Genomic DNA, 20,095 nt, shown 5'->3' with positions numbered 1-20,095 from the left:
CTTATTAGGCGGATTTGATGCGGTCTGCCCGGTGTAGCAACCCGGCAGCCACCAGACCACCGATCAGCACCGCAGCCGCGCCCACCAACTGCCCCGTCTCCAGCGCCGAGGCGAAGGCGGCCGTCACGACCTCCCGTTCGGCTCCTTCGCCGGCGGCGGCGAGAGCCGCGGGAAACGACCCGGCACCGGCCAGGGCCGCCGGCAGCAGCGCCGCGAACCGGGCGTTCAGCACGGCACCCAGCACCGCGATGCCGAGGCTGCTGCCGACCTCGGTCATGGTGCCGTCGACGCCCGCGCCCGCGCCGGCCTTCGCCGCCGGGATCGCGCTCATCACCGCCTCGACGATGGCCGGGTTGGCCAACGCGCAACCGACACCCATGACGAGCAGCCCGGCCAGCAGCACCCCGTACCCGTCGGACGGAAAGAGGGTGACCAGCGCGAGACCAGCCGCGAGCAGCGTCATGCCGACGGCGATGGCGACCGCCAGGCCGAGCCGACGGATCACGTTCGCCACGACGCCGCTGACGTTGAGCAGCACGATGGAGAGCGCGAAGGGCGCCATCCGCAGACCGGCCTCCCAGGCGGGATAACCCCGAACGAACTGGAGGTGCTGGGTGAGCAGGAAGAGCGCGCCGGTGGCACCGAACGTGATCAGCACGACCCCGGAGATCGCACCGACGAAGCGCCGGTCCCGGAAGAGGCGCATGTCCAGCATCGGGTGCGCGATCCGTCGCTCCCACCGCACGAAGACCCCGAGCAGGAGTACGCCGACAATCGCCGCGCCGAACACCTCGGCCGACGCCCACCCGCGCTCCGGACCGGAGATGATCGCCCAGACCACCGCGGTCAGGCCGGCGGTGGAGAGCACAGCGCCCAGCACGTCGAGTCGGCCGCCGGCAGGGCCACGGGACTCCGGGACCAGCGCGCGACCGACGAGCAGGCAGGCCAGCACGATCGGCACGTTCATCAGGAAGATCGCGCCCCACGGCAGATACGCGAGGATCGTGCCGCCGATCGGTGGCCCGATGGCGAAGCCCAACGCGCTGGTGGCGGCCCAGATGCCGATCGCCCGGGACCGCTCGACGGCGTCGAAGACCTGCATCGCCACCGCCAGCGTCGCGGTGACCAGCAGCGCGCCACCCACGCCCATCCCGGCCCGCGCGGCGATCAGCTGCCCGCTGGTGCTGGCGAGCCCGGCGGCCAGCGAGCCGACCCCGAACAGGACCAGCCCGGCGAGCAGCATCCGGCGGCGGCCGTACCGGTCGGCGGCGCTACCGGCGGTGAGCAACAACCCGGACAGCACCAACGCGTACGCGTTGATCATCCACTGCACCTCGGCGGTGCTGGCGCCCAACTCGGTGGTGAGCACCGGCACCGCCACCGTCAGCACGGTGTTGTCCAGCACCACCACCAGCTGCGCGACGCACAGCACGGCCAGGATGAGCCACCGCTGTGGCAGCCGTGCCGAAGCCGCGGTGTCGGTGGCCGGCTGAACCGTGGTCACGCCACCGCCTTGACGCCGTCCACTGCTGGCTGCTCGGCCGGCGGGCCGGCGGCGGGACCGGTCCGCTGCGGGAATCGCCGCTGGTGGGCGAGACCGAGAGCGACACCCGCGGCCACCAGCACGATGGCCGCGACCGCGACCGCCGGGTAGCCGACCCGGTCGGCCGCCGCGAGACCGATCGACGCCGCCACGAACGAGCAGACCAGACCGAACGACGACAGGACGGTGAAGTCGGTGCCACCGGTGTCGGGCCGGGAGTAGTCCATGTTGACCGTGTAGAGCACGACGTTGGCGATGGTGTAGGCCGCCATGAAGCAGCAGAGCGCGGCGACCGTCCCGCCCAGCGGCGCCTGGCCGTTCATCAGCGGCAGCAGCAGCAACGTCGACACCGTGAGCGCGACGCCGCCGACCACGAGCACGCCACCGCGCCCGAACCGCCCGATCCCGAGCCCCGCGACCAGACCCGCCACGATGGCCGGGGCGCTGATCACCACGCCGGTGACCACGCCGATCCGACCCAACGACCACCCGGCGTCGACCAGCGCCGGGGTGACCAGGGCGTACGCCATCCCCGCGCCGACGTAGACCAGCGGCACCACCCCGAACGTCCACCACCGGCAGCCCGGCTGGCCGAACACCGACAGCAGCGCCCGGTAGGCCGTGCCGACCCGTTCCACCCGATCGGTACGGGGAGGCTCCTGGAACCGCCACACCACCAGCAGGCCGACCGCCGTCATCGCGACCAGCAGGCCGATCGCCGGCGCCCAGCCGAACTGGTCGTAGACCAGGACGCAGGCGCCGCCGCCGAGCAGGTTGCCGAGGTAGCTCGCGGCGACCTGGATGCCGTTGCCGGTCCCCCGGGCCGAGTCGGCGAGCATCCGGACCGCGACGGCGTCCACCGCGATGTCCTGGGTGGCCGAGAAGAACACGTACGCGGCGCAGATCGCGATGATCGGGCCGAGCGCGTCGGCCGGGCTGGCGAACGGCAGCAGCGCCAGCAGGGCGAGCACCAGGGCGGTCTGGAGCACGAGCAGCCAGGAGCGGTAGTGGCCGCGGTGCCGTGAGCCGTACCGGTCGAGGATCGGCGCCCAGAGGAACTTGATGGGCCAGATCAGGCCGACGATCTGCAACAGCGCCAGCGTGTCCAGCGAGGTGCCGCCGTCCCGCAGGATGGCGGTGAGCCCGACGGTGATGAAACCGACGCCGAGGTACTGGGTGACGTAGAGCGCGGTCAGGGTGCCGAGCCGGCCCTTCATGCCGCTTTCCAGTAGCCGAGGGAGGTCAGCCGTTCCTTGTCGACGCCCAGCGTCTTTCGGATGTGTCGGGTGATGCCCCGGGTGGTGGCCGCCTCGCAGGCCACCCAGTAGTGGCCCGCGCCGCCGCTCGGCAGGGCCGCGCAGACCGTGTCGACAAGATGCTGACCCGCGTCGCGCCGTGGCACCCAGGTGACGTCGTGGTGCGCCCGGGCCCGCAGGGCGAGCGCCTTCTCGCCCTCGTGGGCGTACTCCAGCCAGACCGTCGCCGGGATGTCCGCGCCGGCGTCGAGCAGGCTGTTCACCGCGGGCAGGGAGGCCGCGTCGCCAACGAGGTAGAGGTGCTCGGGCGCGGGGTCAGGCAGCTCGAACGCGCTGCCCTGAACGGTCGCGCCGATGGTGTCGCCGACCTTGGCGCTGGTGGCCCAGCGGGCCGCACAGCCGTCGTGGATGGCGAATTCGAGGGTGAATCGGCCGGTGGTCGGATCGGGATCCACCAGCGTGTACGCGCGCTGGTGGGCCCGGCCGTCGTTGTCGAACCACAGCCGGATCCACATCGTCGGGTGCACCCCGCACGCCTCCAGCAGGCCGCCCCCGTCCAGGAGAAGCCGCTGGTAGTGCCCGTCGATTGACTCGGTGCTCAGGACGGTCAACCGAAAGTCCCGACCTCCCATGGCCTTGAGGACCAGGGCCTCCCAGTTCCGTTTCACGCACCCCTCCAGGTAAGGTCATCCTTGGTTAGGGGAGGTTAACCTAAGTAGCGCCCCGGATGGAACAGAGGACAGCGCCCGATGACGTACCAGGAGAAGATCGCCGGTCTCGGCGAGCTGTCGTTGGTGACCGTGGACCCGGACCGGGACGCCGCACTCCTGCACGGCTGGGTGACCCTCCCGCGCAACTCCTTCTGGGGCATGGGTTCCCACACCCTCGAAGAGGTACGCGGGACCTACGAATTTGTGGACAGTCTGCCCACCCACCACGCGTACCTGATCATGATCGATGACGAGCCGGTCGGCATCTTTCAGAGCTATCAGCCCGAGGCGGACCCGGTCGGCGAGCGCTACCCCGTCCAGCCCGGTGACGTGGGGATGCACCTGCTGCTCAGCCCCGACCGCCGCCTCGCCCGCAGCCTCACCAACGCGGTCGGCCCGGCGGTGGCCCGCTTCCTGTTCCGCGACCCGGCCGCGCAGCGGATCGTGGTCGAGCCGGACGTCCGCAACCACCTCGCCCTACGCCGGCTGGAGATCGAGGGCTTCACCTTCGACTCGGAGATCGACATGCCGGACAAGCGGGCTCAACTCGCGTTCCTGACCCGCGCCCGGTTCGCGGCGAGACACCAGATTCCGGTCTGACCCACCAACGCGGCCGGCGCCTGTCGGCCGTTGGCTGCTGGCTGCTGGTGACCGTCAGTTGTTGGCGTTCCAAAAGCCGACGAGGGTCGCGGTCCACCAGCCGATCTGCGAGATCGAGGCGGCGGCGACGCCGGGCAGCAGCGCGGACCAGGGCAGGCGGCCCCGCACGGCCACAAGCCGATCCCGCACCCGGCCCAGGAACAGCCCGTTGACGCCGACCACCAGCACCGCGAGCAACTTGACCCAGACCAGCCCGGACGACGTCTCCGGCCCCAGGGCGGCCCCACTGGCGAGCAGGCCCACCAGGCCCAGCCAGATGAGCAGGTGCGCGCCGCGGGCGGCGGTCAGCACCGTGCCGAGCGGTTCCCGGCGCAGCAACCAACGCAGGCTGAACCAGTCCACCGTCAGCACCGCGCCGAAGCCCACCACGAGGCAGGTCAGGTGGCAGAAGAGGGCGACCATCCGCGCACCCGGAGAGAGGGTGATGTGCGGCGCGACGAGGATCGCGAGCAGCCACCCGAAACTGACCGTCAGAACCGAGGCGGCGACCGTGGCGCGGCCGGCAGCGCGACGGTGGCCACCGCGCCAACCTGCCGCCGGCCCCGAGACGACCGCGTCGGGCGGCGATGCGCTCCGGGTCCGGTGGGTCGCGCGCCGGGTTGGGCGGACGGCGTCGGACGTGACGGCACGGTGGGCGGGGTGGAACGCCCGGGCCGGAGGGTGGACGTCGGCGTACCGGTCAGACGTCCGCATCGGCCGGTCTTCTGGGCCGCACGGTCAGCTGCCGGGTGCAGCGGTGGGCGCGTCGGGCCGGTTGTCCAGCCTGCTCAGCGCGGCGGCTCGTGCCTGCTGGATCCGGCCGGCGAGCGCCCTCAGCTCCGGGCTCCCCCCGGCGCTCTGCTCGCCCCGGCAGAGCACCACGGTCTGCGCGAGGTGCGCCCGGATCAGGGCAGCCGCCCGGGACGGCACCTCGGCATCGGGCGTGGCCCGCAGCTCGGCGAGGCTGGCATCGGTGACCATGCCAGGCATCTGATGCCCCTCGTGGATGTTCAGCTCCGGCACGTTGCCCGCGGCCAACAGCCCACGCAGGTCCCGCAATTCCGCCTGATGAGCCGTCCGGAGCTCGCCGAGGAGGGCCCGCAGCGGCGGATCCGCGTCCGCCGGGCGGGTGTCGAACTGGTCGATCAGCGCGAGCGCACCCTCGTTCATCGGGATCAGCAGTTGGATGAACGCGTCGTCGGTCCCGTTGAGCACCACCGGCGCGGTCGGCACCGCAGCGGCCGGCGAGGCTGTGGCCGGCGAGGCTGTGGCCGGCGACGCCACGGGTGCCCGCTCGGCGCGACCCCAACCCTGGGTGATACCGACGGCCAGCGCCGTGCCGACCAGGGTCGCGACCACGCGGGCCAGCCGCCCGGCCCGGACGCGAGGCTCGGGGCGCTCAACCACGATCTGCTCGTCCATCCGTTCGCCCCCGCTCAACGGGCGGCTTGGAACGCGCGGCCGACCACTGTCGCCTCGGTTCCGTCGCTGAACAACCCGGACCGATCCTTGTCCGTGGCGGGTAGCCCGAACCAGGCGTAGCGCTGCAGGTAGGGGAGTTGGCCGAGCATGGCGGTGGCCGCTGTGAGGAAGGCCGCCTGCTGCTCCTGACTGGGAAACTGCGAACCGCCCCCGGCGAAGCGGATCAGCGCGAACTCGGTCAGCCAGATCGGCTTCCGGTACCGCTGGTAGACGGCCTGTAGGTACTGCCGGAGTTGGGCCACCGCGGTGGCGGTGGTGAAGTCGGCGCCGAACCAGTGCAGCGTGATGAAGTCGACCCGGTGGCCGCGGGCCTGGGCGCCGGTCATGAACCTGTCCAGCCAACTCTGCGGATCCGGGCCGCCCCAGGCGACCGCTGGGCTGCCCAGCCTGCTGCCCGTCGCCATCAACTGCGGCCACAGGTCCAACGCCTGCTCGACCGTCATGTTCGCCTGCTCGGGCAGGTCCGGCTCGTTGAAGGTGAGCAGGTACGGCCCCGCGGCCTTGGCCCGGGCCAGCTCCGCGGCGGTGACGTTCTCCGCGCTACGGATCATCGGCACGAACGTCGCACCGCGCGGAGTGCTGATCCCCGGGTGCTGGGTCCCCCAGGTGTAGTACCAGCTGGCCTTGGAGTTCGCCAGCGCCTGACTCGCCCCGGCGAAGTTCCACACCCCGACGCCCTTGCGGGCGGAGCTGACCGCCGGCGCGACCGGAGCTTTCGACGAGGGCCGCGCGCTCGGCGAGGGCGCGACGCTCGGGCTGGCGACGACGGTGGGCGCAGCGGACGGCGGAGCCGCCCACGAGGGTGCGGGCGGGTCGTCCGGCAGGATCACCACCGCCATGGTGATGGCCAGGACAGCGGCTGCCACACCGGCGGCGAGGGACGGCACGAGGCCCCGGGGCCGGCTCATCGCGAGGTCGACGACGCTCGGGCCGCCGCCCGCATCGGTGGACACCGCGCCGGATGGGGTCGGCCCGGCGGCGGGTCCGACCGTCGGGCTCGGCGGCGCGACGGCCTGCGCGGCTGCTGCCGGGGCGGGCGCGCTCGGCAGATGGGCGCCGAGGCCCGCCGGCAGCGGCAGCAACGGCAGGCCGGCGAGCAGCCGGTCGATCGGCAGGAGTGTGGTTCCCAGCCGTGCGCAGAACGCGCAGTCGCGGACGTGTCGAGCCAGTCGCTTGCGCCACAGCGAACTGGGCGTGCCGTCCCACTCGGCGGTCACGACGCCGAGATCCGGGCAGCCAGGGCGGGCGCGGAGCGCGCGTACGACGCCGCGGGCGCTCTGGATCTGCTCCTTCATCCGGTGGATCCGCACCGCGACGTGCCCGGGTGACAACCCGAGCGCGTCGGCGACCTCGTTCCGGGTGATCTCGCCGGTCTCCTCCAGCCACCACAGCGAGAGCAGTTCCTGGTCGTCCGGGTCGAGCCAGCGGGTGGCCTCGGCGACCTCGCGTCGCTGGTCGGTGAGGCCGAGCCGGAGAATTGTCATCCCGGCGAAGTCGGAGGCGGGGTCGGGCACGTTGTGGATCGCGTCGAGCCCGGCGTCGCGGTTGAGCGCGACGCGGCGGCGCGTCTCCCAGTCACGCACCTGGCGGATGGTGATCGCCACCAGCCAGGACCGGTACGCCGCCGGGTCGTTGAGCGCGGGCAGATACCGGATCACCCGTACCAACGTCTCCTGGACCACGTCGTCGACGTCGGCGTGCCCGCGCAGCGCACGCCCGACGATGTTGTAGACCAGCGGCAGCGAGGCCGCGACGACGTCGTCCAGAGCGCGCTGGTCGCCCTGCCGGGCCGCGACGACCAACCCGACATCGGGCAGTGCTCGACCGGCTGACGACATGGGACTCACTCCTTGGGTGCTCATCCGCGCGGCGCCCACGCTGGGTGCGCTGACCGCCCTCAAGATCGGAGACTCGCGGCAGCGGCTGGGATTACAGAATTCCCGGGCGGCCGGTTCGCCACAAGCGAGGCGGGTCTGTCGGCGGCGCATACGGGGCGAGGATCCCGGGTATGGTGCGGGGTGTAGGTGTCGCCGGGCGCTCGCCCGTGCACAGGACACCAGCATTCGGGCGCCAGCGTGTGCGCCGAAGCGTCACCAGGTCGCACGGCCGACGTTGCCGAGGCCCCAGACGCACCCCTTTCGTAGAGACAGGATCCCTGCATGACATCGAACGACAACGGTCGACCCGCCCTCTTCCTCGCCACGTCGAACGGCGACGGGCTGGACGGACCTGCGGTGGCCTTCGACAGCAGCGAGGAGGCCATGCGGCAACTGCGCCACCCGTTCGCGGTGAGGCCGGCCCAGCCGGCCCCGGCTGCTGTCGACGCCTCGGATCAGCGCGGCTGATCCCCGCGCGCTGCCTTCTCCCCGAACACCCCCGTCTCATACTTTCGGCTAGAAAATAGTCAGTCTTTCGGGTAGTGTCCGGGTCATCAAGTGAACGACATGACGCGGTGGCGAGGCCCGTGCTCGTGGCCTGCGACAGCGCACCTTCGCCCGTACGTGCGCCCCGGCGGTAGCCGGTTCGGAGACTCTTCCGGTCGACTCGATCGACGGGCCTGCGGGAAGGACCACCCACATGGCCACCATCGTCGACAACGCCACCAGCACCCGCATCGATCAGCGGAGCAGCGAGCAGAGCCCGGATGCCCTCCTCGCCGCCCTGGCGGCGACCCCGGCGGACGATCCCGGCCGCCCCGCAGCGCGGGACCGCGCCATCGAGGCGTGGCTGCCGCTCGCCCGGCACCTGGCGCGCCGCTACGGCGGACGCGGCGCACCCGACGACGACCTGGCCCAGACCGCCTTCGTCGGGCTCATCAAGGCCGTCGACAACTTCGACCACAACCGAGGCGTCGACTTCAGCGGGTACGCCATCCCCACCATCATCGGCGAGATCAAGCGGTACTTCCGGGACCGCACCTGGGCGGTGCGCGTGCCCCGCCGCCTCCAGGAGCTGCGCCTGTCGATCAGCGCGGCGAACAGCGCCCTGACCCAGAACCTCGGCCGCTCGCCGACCGTCGCCGACATCGCGGCCCACCTCGACGTGACCGAGGAGACCGTCCTGGAAGGGCTGGAGGGTGCGCGCGCCTACCGGGCCACGTCGCTGTCCACTCCGACCGGAGCTGACGGCAGCCGGGAGCTCGGCGACACCCTCGGCGACGACGACCGCGCGTTCGATCTCGTCGAGATCCGGGTCGCCCTCGGCCCGGCCCTCGCCACGTTGCCGGAACGCGAGCGCCAGATCCTGAGCCTGCGCTTCCACGGCAACCTGACCCAGGCCCAGATCGCCGACCGGATCGGCGTCTCGCAGATGCACGTGTCCCGACTGATCACCCGCTCGCTGGCCGCGCTGCGCCTCCAGCTCACCCCGGACATCGCAGCCTGAGCCCGATCAGAGCTGGACGACGTGGCCCACCCGCGGCGGCGTACGACCGGCGAGAACGTCGAGCCAGGCGTGTTGGAGCGCCGTCGACCCGGCACCCACCCGGACGTCGAGCCACCCGGTCACGACGGCGGCGAAGCGTTGCCATGCCTCGGTGAACCGCTGGTCGAGTCCGTCGCGGCCCCAGTCGTGGCTGCGCTTGCGCATCTGCACCGGCGCGAAGAACACCTCCTCGGCGGCGGCGGCGTTCGGCGTCTGGTTGGTGAGCCCGACCGCGATGTCCCGGACGAGTTGGTCGCCGAGGCGCCGACGCAGGGCGGCACGGGTCGAGGGCGCGCCGGACAGGTCGAGGTAGACGGTCGGGGCCACGTCGAGGGCGTCGATGTCGTCGTACGACACGACCTCGTCGTAGCAGCCCAGTGACCGGGTGAAGGCCAGATTGCCGGGTGAGGTGAGACCGACCAGGCGCGGCCCGCGCCGGTGCAGCTCGAACGCGGCGGCGTACGCGGTCTTGCTCGACGCCGATGACACCAGCAACGCCTCGGCACGGTAGAAGTCGTTGTCGACAACCTGGTCGGCCAGCATGAACGAGGTGAAGAACAGCGGCCGGAACAGGATCAGCAGATCTTCCTGGTCGCGCTGGTACGCCGGGTCGCCGGTGGTCGACCGGTACGCGTTGTACGGCGACGGCAGCTCGGCCCGGTGCGGGCTCGCCTCGCGGAACCCGGACGCGTCCACCCGGTCCGGCCGTACCACGAGGTGACCGGCGGGCGGGAGGTAACCGTAGATCCGTTGCCCCACCTCGACCCCCGCCACCGCCGAGGCGACCACCTCGGCGAAACCCCAGAGCGGCGGAAGCCCCCACTGCGGCCCGAGCCCCTGGGCCGCTGGCGGAAAGAACTGCCAGTAGCGCATCGAGTCGCCGAGCACCGCGTAGGTCACGTTGTTGGCGGTGAGGCCGACGCGGTCCACCCGCAGCAGCGCCTCGCCGTCGGCCACGGCGGGGGTGGGGCCATCGACGAGCGTGGTCTGCCCGAGGTCGTCACGCGCCACGGCGAAGGTCCATGAGTCAGCCATGAGGTGACGCTAGACAGCCCCGCAACCGGAGACAAGTGCACTGTGAGTGCAAAATCCCACTGCGGGATCGGGGCCGGAGAGGCGGCGGCGCGCGGTCAGGGTCCGGTGCCGGTGGCGAGGTCACGGAGGTGCGCGAGCGGCAGGTGCGGTGGCTGCCACTCCACGAAGAGGGCCGTCGCGTCGTCCTCGAGCTGGTCGTCCTGGTAGCCGACGACCGCGCGGACCAGCCGACGCATCGTCTCCGGGCTGGGCAACCCGTCGTTGAGGGCGCGGTTGACGAAGTCGACGAGCCGGTCCAGCCCGAACTGCTCCCCCTCCGCGCTACGGGCGTCGGTGATGCCATCGGTGTAGGCGAGGATGCGATCACCGGGGTGCAGATTCTCCACGTGCACCCGCGGTCGGCGACGAGACAGGTGGCCCAGGCCGAGCGGCAACACGGTCGGCCCCGGAAGCTCCCGAACAGCCTTGCCGTCGCGCAGCAACATCGCACCGGGATGCCCCGCGTTGATCATGCTGAGCTGGCCGGTCCGACGGTTCAACTCGATCAGCAACCCGGTCGCGAAGAAGTTCGGGTGCTCGGATCGCACCCACCGGTCGATGCTGATCGCCGTGTCGACCAGGTCGAGGCCACACCGACGGGCGTTGCGGTACGCGCTGACCACCAGCGAGGCCAGCGTGCTCGCCTTGATGCCGTGCCCACAGGTGTCGAAGAGCCCGACGCTGAGCACGTCATCGTTCAACGCGTAGTCGAAGATGTCGCCGCCGACGTCGTAGCACGGTTCGAGGATGGCGGTGACCAGCAGGTCGTCGGTGGCGAAGGTCAGCGGCGGGAGTAGGCCCCACACGATCTCGGCCGCGACCTGCATCGGCATCCGCCGCCGCATCCGCTCGACCACGTCACCGTAGAGCCGGCGGTTGACCAGGATCTGGGCGATGTTGACCGCCACCTCCCAGGCCGGACCGTCCATCGCCTGGTCGGCGGCGGCCGGCGAGACGACCTCCAGGACGCCCATCCGCTCACACCCGAGCAGCAGCGGCACCCACACCCGGTCCGGGTTGTCGGGGGCGCGCTGGATGTCGAGGGTGGTGAAGGCCCGGCCGGCGAGCGTCGTCTCGATCGGCAACTGGTCCCGGTCGAGACCCGCGCCGAGCAGCGGCACGAGCAGGGTCTGCCTGTAGTCGGCCAGATAGATCACGATCTCGCTGGCGTTGATCGCCGGCGCCGCCCGGGCGACCAGCTGCGACACCTCGTCCGGCCCGCCACGGGGCGCGTTGAGCTGCAGCCAACGCACCACCTCGCCGACGTCGACCACGTTCCACCTCCCCCTGTCCTCCCCGATCGCAGGAGCACCTAGTGCGAGCGGTGAGGCTACCTCGCTCCGCCGCGTCGCTGCCTGCCGCTGGTCCGCGCCTGTGTTTCGTGCGGCCTCCAGCCGCCGCACGACTGGCGTCTGATGAGATGCCTTCGCGAAAGGGCACGGAGTGACAACCAAACAATCCAGTCAGCCGAGACGCGCGGTCCTGTCCGCACTGGCGGCCATCGCCGCCAGTGGCACAGCCGTCGCCGTCCTTCTCGTCAGGGGCACCGGCGCGAGCGCGGCGGAAGCACCGGTCGGACTCGGAACGGCGGCGAACTTCTCCGTGCTTGCCGGTTCCACGGTCACCAACACCGGGCCAACCTTCCTCGCCCAGAGCCTCGGCGTCAGCCCTGGCAACACCGCGCCCGGCTTCCCGCCGGGGCAGCACCACCGGCGCTCAATCGTCCCGGGTGCCCGATGGTGGGGCCTCGACCATCGCGCTGAGGAGCGCGGACAGCGGCACGGTGGCGAATCCCACCCGCGCGTCGCTCGCCCCGTACGGCATCCACAGCTCGCCATCGTGCACGAGCGCACCGCAGGAGTAGACGACGTTCGGTACGTACCCGTCCCGGTCGTTCTCGTCTGGGGTGAGAAGAGCACCGGGCAGGTGGGCGACGACCCGCTCCGGTGTGTGCAGGTCGAGCAGGAGCGCACCGATCGCGTACCGACGCATCGGCCCGACACCGTGGGTGAGCACGAGCCAGCCGACGTCGGTCTCGATCGGTGATCCGCAGTTGCCGACCTGGATCAACTCCCAGCTCTCGCCCGGCGCGTGCAACGGGGTCGGGGCCTGCCAGCGGTTCTCGCCGTCCAGGGCGGTCAGGCCGATGGTCTCGCCGTCGGCACGGCACAGTGCCAGGTGCCGGCCGCCGACGGTACGCGGAAACAACGCGAGCCCCTTGTTCCGGGCACCCGGCCCGCGCATCGGGGTCATCTCGAACCGGCGCAGGTCGTCGCTGGCCAGTGCGCGGGTGGCGATGTTCCGGCCGTCGTAGGCGGTGTAGGTGGCCCGGTACGCCGGCCCGGATTCATCGACGAAACGGACGAACCGCGCGTCCTCCATGCCGTTGCTCTCCGCCGGGGTGGCTGGCCAGAGCACCCGTTGGTGGAGGACCGTGTCGGCGGGGAAGGCCGTGGCGTAGCTACCGGCGTTGGTACGACGCAGTTGTTCGACGGTCCCCAACCCGGTGCTCCGCGAGAGCAGATCGGGTGGCAGGTTGCCGAGCACCCGCTCGAAGGCGGCCTCGTCGTACCACTCGGGCAACGCGTCCAGCACCGTGGCCGCGACCTCGTTGTCGCAGTCCTCCTCGGCCAGGCCGGCAACGAGCAGGTCCCGACGGTGCCGTACGCCCATCCGCTGCCCGACGGCCAACGGCCCGGCCCGATCGGCGATCGTGAGCTGTTCCCCCGGTCCGACGATCGCGGTGGCGAAACCGATCGAGGACACGTGGCCCTCCCCGACCTGGCGCAGGCTGACGGCGACGCGCAGCTGCCCGGGGCCGAGATCGGTCTGGTCCGGGTGGGCCACCATCGACGGGTTGCACAGGGCGGCGGCCTCGACGGCGTACTCGTGACTGAAGTAGGCGCCGACCAGCAGCCGGCTGTTCGGCGAGAGATCCCGGGCCCGCGCGGCGCGGTGCCGGACCAGGTCGTAGTGGTGGTGGAAGGTGCCGGCCAGATCGCGGTGCCGGGCACCGAACCGGTCGAAGGTCTCCCGCAGCAGCCGGGCGGTTTCCTCGTCGTCGAGGTGCGCGACCCGGTCGATGAGCGCCTGCGCGCGGGTCCGTACCACCGCGGCATCCTCACCCGGAACGAAGAGCTTGATGATGACGCGGCGTGGATCCGGGGTGAGGGTGACGTCCTGCCGGACGGCCAGACTCCGGGTCACGACCACCGCCGGGCGTGCTGCAGGGTGGAGATGAGCGCGAGGGTGGACTCGGCCCCCTGGTTGAGGTTGGGCCCGTGCGCGGTCAGCCCGTCGTAGCCACCGCCGGTCGCCGGATCCCACATCGGCGTGCCGAGGTCGTTGTCGCCGAGGAACCACCCGACCGCCTGCCGCACCTCGTTGTCCCACTCTGGATCCCCGGTGACCGCGGCCGCCGTGGCGCAGGCATCGGCGAAGGCGGCGACCTCGATCGGCTGCTGGTCGTGCCGCAGCCGTACGGCCCCGCGCCGCCAACCCCCGGCGGGCACCACCGACAACCGCCCTTCGCGGAGCTGGACATCGCGCAGCCAGGTCAACATGCGCAGGCCGTCGTCGAGAGGTGGGCCACCCTCGCGAAGCTGACTCGCGACGATGACCACTTCGGCGAGGGCGGCGTTGGCGTACGTCAGCTCCTGCCGTGGCCACGGCCACCCCGGATCGGAGCCCGGGGGGCCGATCGTGTTGGCCGCATCCGCCAGCAGGGACGCGGCGGCGACGTGGCCCGGATGGCGACGGAGCACCTCGGCCGCGCCCAGACCGGCGAAGGCCATCGTGTGCGGGGCCTTGGCCCGCCGGGTGGCACCCCGGCTGAAGGCGACCAGCGCCTCCTCACGTACCCATGGGACGGGGCTGCGGGCGACGGCCGTGCCCAGGCCCCACAGAGCTCGACCCCACCAGTCGCCGAGCCCTGGTTCGTCGACCCAGCGCCGGTCGTACCCGAGTCGGTTGTGGAACGCGCCACCGGGGTCCTGCGCGTGGGTCAGGAACGCCAGGTACCGCTCCGCCAGCCGGAGCAGCTCCTCGCTCGGCTCCGGCTCGCGGCTGACGACTACCAGGCCGCGAGCCACGTCGTCGGTGCAGTAGCCGTGCTCGCGGCGGACGATGGCGTGCCGGGCATGCTCGAACAGACCGGTGTCGTCGCTCAGCCGGGCCAGGTGCGCGAAGCTCGGCGCGGGTGCCGTCACCCAGCGCCCACCCGACGATATCCGGGGGCGTCCGGTGGTCGCCGTCACGCCGGCACAGCGCTGACCGCGGGTGAGCGGGCGTCGAGGAGCTCTTCGGCGAGGGTGCCGTAGCGGGCCGCCACCGCAGGCCAACGCAGGTGAGCGGCCAGCGGGCGAACCCGCCCGGCCAACCGGGCCGTCAGGCCCGGTTCGGTCAGGACCCGCCGGATCGCCTTGGCCAGTGCCGCCGGGTTCTGGTGGGGTACGACCAGGCCGGGCCCACCGGTGAGCAGCTCGACAGCGTGCGGGAACGCCGTCGCCACGACGGGCACCCCGGCGGCCACCGCTTCGATGAGTACGCCGGAGGTGACCTGTTCGCGGGAGTCGTAGGGCAGCACGACCACGTCGGCCGAGCGGATCAACCGGCCCAGCGCCTCCTGGTCGTGGTAGACGTCCTGGTAGTCGACGGCGTGCGCGACGCCCAGCTGGGCACCGAGCTGGTGCAGCCCCGCCCGGTACGCCTCACCGTGGTGCTCGATCACCTTCGGGTGGGTCCGCCCCGCCACCGTGTAGGTAGGAGTCGGTTCCAGGTCCTGCAACCGCGCAAGGGCCCGCAACGACCACTCGATGCCCTTGCCCGGCCCGAGCAGCCCCCAGGTGAGCAGGTGCGGGCGGGTACGCCGGTCGACGGGTACGCCGGCAAGCTCGGCCGCGCCGTGCGGGATCACCGTCACCTTGCCCGCTGACACGGCGTACCCGACGAGCAGCCGGTCGCGGGCGGTGTCGGTCATCGTGACGACCGCCCCGGCGGTCGCCACGATCTGCTCCAACAGGGATTTCTGCCGGGGCGAGGGCTGGCTGAGCACGGTGTGCAGAACCACAATGCTCGGCACGCTGAGCCGCCGCAGCAACGGCAGGACCTCCTCGCCGTCGGTGCCGGGGTAGATGCCGTACTCGTGCTGGACGATCGCCACGTCGTACGCGTTCAGGGCAGCCGCCGCCTCCCGCCAGCCGGCCGGGTTACGCGCCGACCAGGTGTGCACCACCCCGGGCACGGGCCGCTGGTCGTCACCGTGATCGGTGACCCGGACGATGCCGCCGCGGGTGCCGTCGGCGATCAGCTGGGCGGCGAGGGCCGCGTTGAACGTGGCCAGTCCGCACCGGGTCGGTGGGTGGGTGCTGAGGAATCCGTAGCTGGGCATGAACGTCGGGCCTTCCGGTTGTCGGCCACCGCAGGAGTTCGGGGCGAGCCTCACGCGGGGACGGTGCACGCCGGTCAGCGTGTGTGACCGGCGGAACGGAGAGCGGTGCGGTTCAGTCAGTCGCGGACGAGCTGGTCGTAGACGGCGAGATAGTCGGTGACCATCCGGTCCGCGCTGAAGCGCTGCAAAGCCCGCGCCCGACACTCCATCCGATCGAGGCCGGTGACCCGGGTGATCGCTTCGACGGCCTGGTCGACGGTGGAGACGAGGAAACCCGTCACCCCTTCGTCGACAACCTCGGGCATGGACCCCCGCTTGTAGGCGACGACCGGAGTGCCACAGACCATCGATTCCACGACTGACAGCCCGAACGGTTCGTCGAAGGCGATCGGGTGCAGCAGTGCGGTGCTGTCACCCAGCACCTCGGCACGCCGCCGCGGACCCACCGACCCGAGGAAGACGACCTGGTCGCCATCGATGTGCGGGGCAACCTGCTCGGCGAAATACCGCTCGTCCTGCACGATCCCGCAGATGGTGAGCGGTCGGCCGGCGCGGCGGGCGATCTCGATCGCGGTGTGGGTCCCCTTGTCCGGGTGGATCCGGCCGAAGACGGCCAGCCCAGGACCGGCCTCGTTGGTGAACGGCAGTCCGCCGACGTCGACGCCGTGGTAAACCGTGGCCACGTAGTCGAGCTCCGGCGCCCGGTCGGCGTCGGAGATCGACACGTACGACGAGCGGGCTCGGCCATAGGCGGGCAGGATCCCCGCGCCGGAGAAGCCGTGCACTGTGGTCAGCAGCGGCGCGCGGCAGTGTTCCGCGAACGCCAGGGGCAGCCAGTCCAGGTGACTGTGCACCAGGTCGAACTGCGCCGAGCGGGCCATCGCGTGGGAGACGTGCATCGCCTCCCACACCCGCCCGTCCAGGTCCGGGTCGTCCGCGTACCCCCGTGGGCAGACTCCGTCGAGTTGGGCGGACGTGACGGAGTCCAGTGTCGCGAAGAGCGTCACGTCGACCCCGCGGCTGACCAGCCCCTCGGCGAGCAGACCGGTCACCTGCTCCCACGGGCCGTAGTGGTGTGGGGGCGTACGCCAGGCGACCGGTCCGAGCAGCGCAACCCTCAAGGGGAGGATGCGTCGACTAGATCAGCTGGGTTGAGATGCAGGGTGGCGAGTAGCCCGGAGTGCTTGGCCGGGTCCACGCGCTCCGGCAGCTCGCGCTCGACCCAGTCGGCCCGGGCCTGCTGACCCCGGTCGCGAAGTGCGGTGACGATCCTGTCCCTGGCGATCCTCATCTGGTTCTCCCCTGGTTAAGGTGTTCAAAACGATCATTCGTACGGACACTGGTATGCACGCGCGGTCGGATCCGGATCACCAACCGTTCCGACCGCGATGGCGGTCGAACCCGACGGCCGAGACGTGGTCGGCGATCGGCCAACACGACCAGTGAGTCGCGACGACGGGGATGACGTTCGATAACGCCCCTGATGGGCTGACGGCGACGGCGCCTGGCGGCCACCGGGATCCCGGGCGACATGTTCACCGTACGCCCTTGAGACGTGCGGCTGCACATGCACGGGCAGCCGGGCAGGTCGGAAGGCGCCGCCCAGCCGCCTGGATCCGGCACCTCGACGAGGCCGGCCCACGGCTTTGCCCAAGTTACCGCCCCAGATCTCACTAGGATCGAAGGTCCGGAGCAGGTAGGCGGGCACCTGATGACAACCGACCAAGCGGTAGGGCTGACCCGCGAGGATGAGGGGCCCCAGCGGGCGACCCTGCTGGAGCTCTTCCTCGACCTGGTGTTCGTCGCCGCCCTAGCCCTGACGTCGCGGACCCTGGCCCAGCGTCTCGACTGGGTCGGGGTCTTCGAGACCGTGGTGCTGTTGATGGCCATCTGGTGGGTCTGGGCAGCTACCGCGCTGGCCACCGAGCTCCAACACCCCGGCCGATCCTCGATCTTCGCCGTGACGCTCTGGGTCATGTTCGGGACGATCCTGATGGCCGGTGCGCTGCCCGAAGCCTTCGCCGAGCACGGCCTGGTCTTCGCGGGCGCGTACGTGGCGATCCAGGTGGGACGTGGCACCTTCCTCGTCGCCGCGCTGGGCGGCCGCATGGAGCCGCAGCGCTCCAGCCGGTTCATGTTCTGGTTCGCTGTGTCCGCCGTGCCGTGGCTCGCCGGCGCCTTCGTCAGCGCCCCGGCCCGAGGCCTGCTGTGGACCGCCGCGCTCGCTGTCGACTATGCGGCCGCCTGGCTTCGTTACCCCACACCGCGGATCGGTCGTCTGCCCACACCCCACTACGCGGTGGCGGCCGACCACCTGGCGGAGCGCTACCAGCAGATCTTCACGCTCGCCCTCGGCGATCTCATCCTCGTCATCACCCTGACCTACGCCGCCCACGACCTGACCATCGAGCGGACGGCGGCACTCCTGGTCGGGTTCGCCGCGACCGTGCTGCTGTGGCAGATCTACGTCCATCGCGCCGGGGCGCTGCTGAAGGCCGCCATCGAGGCTTCCCGGGACCCGGGCGGGTTCGTACGGTCCGCGCCCAACACCCACCTCCTCATGGTGGCCGGCGTCGTGGCCGTCTCCGCCAGCTTCGAGGACATCATCAGCGAGCCCGCCGAGGAGACGTCGCCGTGGTTGGCCGGCGTTCTCCTCGGCGGGCTCGCGCTGTTCCTGCTTGGACGCGCCCGGTTCGAGTACGAGGTGTTCAGCCGCGTGTCTCCGTCTCGGCTGCTCGCGCTGCTCGTGCTGGCGGTCGCGGGGCCCGTCCTGATGCTTGCCCCCGCGCTGGTGACCGGCCTCGCCGCGGCCCTGGTGCTCGCCGGAGTTGCCGTCACCGACAGCATCCGGGCCCACGGAAAACCGCCCGAACCACCCATGCCCTCGACGTAGTCGGTGATCAGGGCTCCAGCACGACCTTGCCGGCCCGGCTGCGATTCTCGGCGAACACCAGCGCCGCGGAGACCTCGCTGAGGGGGTAGCGGGCGGCGATCCGCGGCACGATCACTCCCTGCCGCAACAGGTCGAGCACGATGCCGAGGTCGGCGCGCAGGCGACGACGGAACGCGGCACGGCGGGTGAGCCGACCGGCCCAAAAGTTGTAGAAACCGGCCCGGTGGCCGTTGGGCAGCGCGTTCCAGGTGTAGAGGCGGGTCAGCAGCTTCACGAAGACCCACCCGACCGACTGTCCGGTGCCCACGGCGGCGGCGTTGCCGTACACGACCAGCTTGCCGCGGGGGGCGAGCAGGGCGTACGAGGTGCGTACACCCGGGCCGGCGACCGGGTCGAAGACGGCGTCGACGCCACCCGGCGACAGCTCGCGGACCCGCGCGGCCATGTCCGGGTCGCGGTAGTCGAGCGGTTCGACGCCGAGTTCGCGCAGACCGGCGTGGTGCCGTGCGGCGGCGGTGCCGATGACCCGCAGACCGAGGTGTCGGCCGAGCTGGACGAGCACGCTCCCCACGCCGCCGTTCGCGCCGTGCACGAGGATGGTCTGCCCGGCCGTCAGGTCGGCGTCGCGCAGCATCTGCCAGGCGGTCACCCCGTTGACGACGACGGTCTCGGCCGCAGCGGGGTCCAGACCCACGGGTACGGGGGCCAGGGCGTCGATGTCGACAAGCGCGTGTGTGGCCCAGGCGCCGGTCTTGGTGACGGCTGCCACCCGGGTGCCGATCAGCGCGTCGTCGCCGCCGGGACCGACCGCCCGGACCGTGCCGACGAGGTCGTAGCCGGGCACGAACGGGAACTTCGGCTGACCGGGATAGAGCGCGTGGCGCATCTGCTGCTCGGCGAACGAGATGCCGGTGGCCTCGACCTGGACCAGCGCCTGCCCCCGGGCGGGGACGGGCATCGCGCGCCGGTGCAGCCGGAGGCCGTCGGGCTCCACCACGCCGGGCAGCACCACTTCGGTGATCGTCGTGTCGGTGGTCATCGGGGTTCTCCCTGTTTGTAAGTGCACACTCACACACTTCAGCGGGTCGAAAGATGGGCCGCCGAAGCGGCCCAGCATCGGGGGTCGGTCAGGGGTGGCGAATGCCGGCGGTGAGGGCGCGAGCCCAGGGCTCCGGGACCTGCTCCAGGCCGGCGGTCACGATCAGGTGGCACAGCTGGCCGTACGCGAAGAACTGCTGCACCTGCGCGTCGCTGGCGCCGGCCCGGCTCTGCACGAAGGTCGCAACCCGCCGGTAGCCGGCGCGCACCGCCTCGGCGACCTCCGGGATGTCCGTGACGGCCTGCGCCTGCACCTGGAAGAGCAGCAGATCACGATCGGCGATCAGCTCCGCGTAGGCACCGCCCATGGCGTCCAGGATCTTCTCTGGGCTGTCGCCCTCGGCGCGCTCCGCACCCGCCTCGATCGCGGTGGCGATCCGGTCGAAACACGCACCGGCCGCCGCCACGAACAACCCGAGTTTTCCGGAGAAGAGCCGGAAGACGTACGCCTCGGAGATGCCGGCGGCGGCGGCCACCGCAGTGACCGGGGTGGCATGGAAGCCGGTGCGCGCGAACGCCGACACGGCGGCGTTCAGGACGGTGACCCGGCGGGCCTCGGCGGTGGATCGCATGTTTGTAAGTGTGCAC

Annotated in this window: 19 protein-coding genes; 4 read left to right on the top strand and 15 right to left on the bottom strand. The window is 71.5% G+C overall.

The genetic code is table 11. The features are described from left to right. Positions 1-4: 4 nt before the first annotated feature. From AC5L30_RS06005 to AC5L30_RS05995, 3 genes are read right to left on the bottom strand one after another with little or no spacing between them, the layout of a single operon-like run. Positions 5-1,504, bottom strand: a complete 1,500-nt coding sequence (locus AC5L30_RS06005) for an MFS transporter (protein WP_494865899.1) — start codon at positions 1,502-1,504, stop codon at positions 5-7. After that, positions 1,501-2,760: an MFS transporter gene (locus tag AC5L30_RS06000; RefSeq protein WP_494865898.1), complete on the bottom strand. Its 1,260-nt coding sequence runs from the start codon at positions 2,758-2,760 to the stop codon at positions 1,501-1,503. The genes AC5L30_RS06005 and AC5L30_RS06000 overlap by 4 nt, the downstream gene beginning before the upstream one ends. After that, positions 2,757-3,467, bottom strand: a complete 711-nt coding sequence (locus AC5L30_RS05995; protein ID WP_494865897.1) for a siderophore-interacting protein — start codon at positions 3,465-3,467, stop codon at positions 2,757-2,759. Before AC5L30_RS05995 ends, AC5L30_RS06000 begins: the two co-directional genes overlap by 4 nt. Positions 3,468-3,548: 81 nt before the next feature. Here AC5L30_RS05995 and AC5L30_RS05990 point away from each other — a divergent pair, with 81 nt between their 5' ends. After that, complete coding sequence (locus AC5L30_RS05990; protein ID WP_494865896.1) at positions 3,549-4,109, top strand: GNAT family N-acetyltransferase; 561 nt, start codon at positions 3,549-3,551, stop codon at positions 4,107-4,109. A 54-nt stretch (positions 4,110-4,163) separates the two neighbouring features. On the opposite strand, the gene AC5L30_RS05985 is transcribed toward AC5L30_RS05990, so the two are convergent. Genes AC5L30_RS05985 through AC5L30_RS05975 form a run of 3 tightly spaced genes read right to left on the bottom strand, consistent with a single transcriptional unit; the run spans position 4,164 to position 7,468 of the window. Further along, positions 4,164-4,862, bottom strand: coding sequence for a hypothetical protein (locus AC5L30_RS05985; protein ID WP_494865895.1), 699 nt, complete (start codon positions 4,860-4,862; stop codon positions 4,164-4,166). Positions 4,863-4,886: 24 nt separating this feature from the next. Then, entirely contained in the window at positions 4,887-5,570 is a 684-nt protein-coding gene (locus AC5L30_RS05980) for a DUF305 domain-containing protein (protein ID WP_494865894.1), read from the bottom strand. Between the two features lie 14 nt (positions 5,571-5,584). After that, positions 5,585-7,468 (bottom strand): sigma-70 family RNA polymerase sigma factor, encoded by a 1,884-nt coding sequence (locus AC5L30_RS05975; RefSeq protein ID WP_494865893.1) that lies wholly within the window; start codon positions 7,466-7,468, stop codon positions 5,585-5,587. Positions 7,469-7,789: 321 nt separating this feature from the next. Here AC5L30_RS05975 and AC5L30_RS05970 point away from each other — a divergent pair, with 321 nt between their 5' ends. Together AC5L30_RS05970 and AC5L30_RS05965 are read left to right on the top strand one after the other, a co-directional pair. Continuing rightward, the gene (locus AC5L30_RS05970) at positions 7,790-7,975 is read left to right on the top strand and encodes a hypothetical protein (protein ID WP_494865892.1); all 186 of its coding nucleotides are present in this window, start codon (positions 7,790-7,792) and stop codon (positions 7,973-7,975) included. A 232-nt stretch (positions 7,976-8,207) separates the two neighbouring features. Next, positions 8,208-9,014: a SigB/SigF/SigG family RNA polymerase sigma factor gene (locus tag AC5L30_RS05965; RefSeq protein ID WP_494865891.1), complete on the top strand. Its 807-nt coding sequence runs from the start codon at positions 8,208-8,210 to the stop codon at positions 9,012-9,014. A gap of 6 nt (positions 9,015-9,020) precedes the next feature. Here AC5L30_RS05965 and AC5L30_RS05960 read toward each other — a convergent pair whose 3' ends face one another. The 7 genes from AC5L30_RS05960 to AC5L30_RS05930 all read right to left on the bottom strand — a co-directional run bounded on the left by AC5L30_RS05960 (position 9,021) and on the right by AC5L30_RS05930 (position 16,807). Then, positions 9,021-10,088 carry a DUF2855 family protein gene (locus AC5L30_RS05960; protein WP_494865890.1) on the bottom strand — a complete coding sequence of 356 codons (1,068 nt, stop codon included), beginning with the start codon at positions 10,086-10,088 and terminating at the stop codon, positions 9,021-9,023. 95 nt (positions 10,089-10,183) lie between these two features. Then, a complete protein-coding gene (locus AC5L30_RS05955; protein ID WP_494865889.1) occupies positions 10,184-11,401 on the bottom strand; it encodes a PP2C family protein-serine/threonine phosphatase in 1,218 nt (405 codons plus the stop codon). Positions 11,402-11,843: 442 nt separating this feature from the next. Then, a complete protein-coding gene (locus AC5L30_RS05950) occupies positions 11,844-13,334 on the bottom strand; it encodes a glycoside hydrolase family 130 protein (RefSeq protein ID WP_494865888.1) in 1,491 nt (496 codons plus the stop codon). Further along, complete coding sequence (locus AC5L30_RS05945) at positions 13,331-14,335, bottom strand: glycosyltransferase (protein ID WP_494865887.1); 1,005 nt, start codon at positions 14,333-14,335, stop codon at positions 13,331-13,333. Before AC5L30_RS05945 ends, AC5L30_RS05950 begins: the two co-directional genes overlap by 4 nt. Positions 14,336-14,379: 44 nt before the next feature. Continuing rightward, positions 14,380-15,516 carry a glycosyltransferase gene (locus AC5L30_RS05940; protein WP_494866084.1) on the bottom strand — a complete coding sequence of 379 codons (1,137 nt, stop codon included), beginning with the start codon at positions 15,514-15,516 and terminating at the stop codon, positions 14,380-14,382. Positions 15,517-15,632: 116 nt separating this feature from the next. Then, positions 15,633-16,637, bottom strand: a complete 1,005-nt coding sequence (locus AC5L30_RS05935) for a glycosyltransferase family 4 protein (RefSeq protein WP_494865886.1) — start codon at positions 16,635-16,637, stop codon at positions 15,633-15,635. Then, positions 16,634-16,807 (bottom strand): hypothetical protein, encoded by a 174-nt coding sequence (locus AC5L30_RS05930; protein ID WP_172862148.1) that lies wholly within the window; start codon positions 16,805-16,807, stop codon positions 16,634-16,636. The genes AC5L30_RS05935 and AC5L30_RS05930 overlap by 4 nt, the downstream gene beginning before the upstream one ends. Positions 16,808-17,227: 420 nt before the next feature. On the opposite strand from AC5L30_RS05930, the gene AC5L30_RS05925 reads away from it, so the two are divergent. Continuing rightward, positions 17,228-18,409: a low temperature requirement protein A gene (locus tag AC5L30_RS05925; protein WP_494865885.1), complete on the top strand. Its 1,182-nt coding sequence runs from the start codon at positions 17,228-17,230 to the stop codon at positions 18,407-18,409. Positions 18,410-18,416: 7 nt separating this feature from the next. Here the strand turns inward: AC5L30_RS05925 and AC5L30_RS05920 are convergent, their stop codons facing one another. Both AC5L30_RS05920 and AC5L30_RS05915 read right to left on the bottom strand, forming a co-directional pair. Further along, positions 18,417-19,448, bottom strand: a complete 1,032-nt coding sequence (locus tag AC5L30_RS05920) for a medium chain dehydrogenase/reductase family protein (RefSeq protein ID WP_494865884.1) — start codon at positions 19,446-19,448, stop codon at positions 18,417-18,419. An 88-nt stretch (positions 19,449-19,536) separates the two neighbouring features. After that, the gene (locus tag AC5L30_RS05915; RefSeq protein WP_494865883.1) at positions 19,537-20,079 is read right to left on the bottom strand and encodes a TetR/AcrR family transcriptional regulator; all 543 of its coding nucleotides are present in this window, start codon (positions 20,077-20,079) and stop codon (positions 19,537-19,539) included. Positions 20,080-20,095: the final 16 nt, after the last annotated feature.

The organism is Micromonospora sp. BQ32 (genome assembly GCF_059358895.1).
This window is presented reverse-complemented; position numbering and strand designations above follow the sequence as displayed.